We start from the raw sequence: 2,710 nt of genomic DNA, 5'->3' as shown, positions 1-2,710 counted from the left end.
CGCTTTGGTTCCCGGGAAAGAGCTGCCGGGAGGGGTGCGGCATGGATCCTCCCCGGGCAAAGCGGTGTCGCCGCTTCGCTCTGCCACCGCACTCCACATAACAGACGGACCCGCCAAGAACGTGCGGTAGCCCCCGCGACATCTGACGCCTGACATGCCTTTCTGCGGTCATTGCAATGACGTGCATTTCCGCGGTCATTGCGAGGAGGCCGCCCCGGCCGACGCGGCAACCTCTTGTCGGAAAGCGCCCTCTTCGCGCGCAGAGAAACCGTGCAATTCCTCCGCAGGGGCGCTGCTTGTTGCGGCGGTCACCCTTCTCCCGGGGCGGCCTCCTGCCAATGAAGCAAGTCGGCGAGAACGCCCGCACAGTAGACACGTCCTCTTGGCGCGTTCTTTGGGCCAACGAAAACCCCAAGAACGCGTCAAGAGGATGCGTCTACATAGACAGCATCCCCGCCTCCGGGCGGTCAGACCGGGGTGTCTCGCTTGCAAACGGGGAGGGCGGAGCTATAGGCTGGACTTGGATCAAGAATAAGGAGAAATCCCATGACGTGCCTGGCGCTCACCCTGCTCGTGTCTGTGGACGCGTTTGGCGCGGCAGTGGCCCCGCCGGCCCCCCATGGTGTTGTTCCCTCCGCGCGCCAGCTTCAGTGGCATGAGCGGGAGTTCTACTGCTTCGTCCACTTCACCATCAACACCTTCACGGACAAGGAGTGGGGCTACGGCGACGAGTCACCGGAGCTCTTCAACCCCACGGATTTCGACGCCGCGCAGATCGTCGGCGCCGCCAAGGAGGCGGGCATGCGGGGGCTGATCCTCACGTGCAAGCACCATGACGGGTTCTGCCTGTGGCCCTCCAAGTTCACCAGGCACTCCGTGGCCGCCAGCCCGTGGAAAGACGGGAAGGGGGACGTGGTGCGGGAGTTTTCGGACGCGTGCCGCGCCGCAGGGCTTTCCTTCGGCGTGTATCTTTCGCCCTGGGACCGGAACCATGCGGAGTACGGCCGCCCGGCCTATGTGGAGTATTTCCGCAACCAGCTCCGGGAGCTGCTCACGGAGTACGGCCCCATTTTCGAGGTGTGGTTTGACGGGGCGAACGGCGGCGACGGCTGGTATGGCGGCGCGAGGGAGACGCGCAAGATAGACGCGGCGGCCTATTACGGGTGGGAGACGACCCGGGAGCTGGTCCGGGAGCTTCAGCCGGACGCGGTCATGTTCAGCGACATCGGGCCGGACATCCGCTGGGTGGGCAACGAGTCGGGCTTTGCCGGGGAGCCCTGCTGGGCCACCTATTCGCCGGAGGGCCGCGGCGGGGAACCGCCCGCGCCCGGCCAGACGGAGTACAAACTGGGGGAGACCGGGGTCCGCAACGGGCGTTACTGGATGCCTGCGGAGGTGGACGTGTCCATCCGTCCGGGGTGGTTCTACCACAAGCAGCAGGACGGCGAGGTCCGCACGCCGGAAAACCTTATGAAACTGTACTTTGAGTCCGTCGGGCGCGGCGCGTCGTTTCTCCTCAACCTGCCGCCGGACCGGCGGGGACGCATCCACGAGAACGACGCGGCGTCCCTGCGGGAGTTCGGGCGGCGGCTGAGGGCCCTGTTCGACACCGACCTCGCGAAAGGCGCGGCCGCCGAGGCTTCCAACGTCCGCGGGGGCGATCCGGTCTATGCGGCGGCGAGGGTGCTGGACGGGGACAAGGGCACCTACTGGTGTCCGGACGACGGCGTCACCACACCGGAACTGGTGCTGACGCTGCCCCGGGAAACCACCTTTGACGTGGTGAGCCTGCGCGAGCATCTGCCTCTGGGCCAGCGGGTGGACGCCTGGGCCCTGGACCGCTGGACCGGCGCGGCCTGGGAGGAGTTTGCCCGGGGAATGTCCATAGGAGCGCGGCGGTTGTGGAGGGGAGAGGTTGTGACCACGGACAAAGTGCGGCTGCGCATCGTGAAAGCGGCCGCGTGCCCCGCCTTGTCGGAGTTCAGTCTGCATCTTCAAAAACCGTAGGGGGCTGGAGGAAGTGCCATGGCCGAGTGGATGATCTACGGGGTCAGCGGGTACACAGGACGCCTGTGCGCGGAGGAGGCCGTGTCGCGGGGGATGCGGCCGGTGGTCGCGGGGCGCAACCGCCGTCGGGTGGAGGCCGCCGCGGCGGAGATGGGGCTGGAGTGCCGCGTGTTCAGCCTCTCCGATCCCCAGGCCACCAGCGCGGGGCTCCACGGCATGGAAGCGGTCCTAAACTGCGCGGGTCCCTTCTCGGCGACCGCCCGGCCCATGCTGGAGGGGTGCATGGCGAGCGGGGCGCACTACCTCGACGTCACCGGGGAAATCTCCGTTTTTGAGTATGTGCGCCGCCACGACAGCCGGTGGAAGGAGGGGGGGATCACCGTGCTCCCCGGGGTCGGGTTCGACGTGGTGCCCACGGACTGCATGGCCGCCATGCTGAAGGAGGCCCTGCCCGGCGCCACGCACCTGCGGCTGGCCTTCCGGTCCGACAGGGGAAAACTGAGTCCGGGAACCAGCAAGACGGTCATCGAGGGCATGGGGGAGGGCTCCGTGGTGAGGCGGTGCGGACATCTGGAGCGCATCCCCCTGGCCTCGCTCACCGCCGAAATCCCCTTCATGAGCGGCCCGCGCCTGGCGACGGCCATTTCCTGGGGCGACGTCTCCACGGCCTTCCTCTCCACCGACATCCCGAACATCGAGATCT

Annotated in this window: 2 protein-coding genes; both read left to right on the top strand. The window is 67.3% G+C overall.

The genetic code is table 11. The features are described from left to right. Positions 1-546: 546 nt before the first annotated feature. Positions 547-2,007 (top strand): alpha-L-fucosidase, encoded by a 1,461-nt coding sequence (locus tag GXY15_14475; protein NLV42414.1) that lies wholly within the window; start codon positions 547-549, stop codon positions 2,005-2,007. An 18-nt stretch (positions 2,008-2,025) separates the two neighbouring features. Then, positions 2,026-2,710, top strand: a 685-nt coding sequence (locus GXY15_14470) for an NAD(P)H-binding protein (GenBank protein ID NLV42413.1), incomplete at its 3' end; no start/stop codon positions are given.

The sequence above is a fragment of the Candidatus Hydrogenedentota bacterium genome (assembly GCA_012730045.1).
Lineage (GTDB): Bacteria > Hydrogenedentota > Hydrogenedentia > Hydrogenedentales > CAITNO01 > JAAYBR01.
Note: the sequence above shows the minus strand (reverse complement) of the source record. Positions and strands in the feature narration are given on the sequence as shown.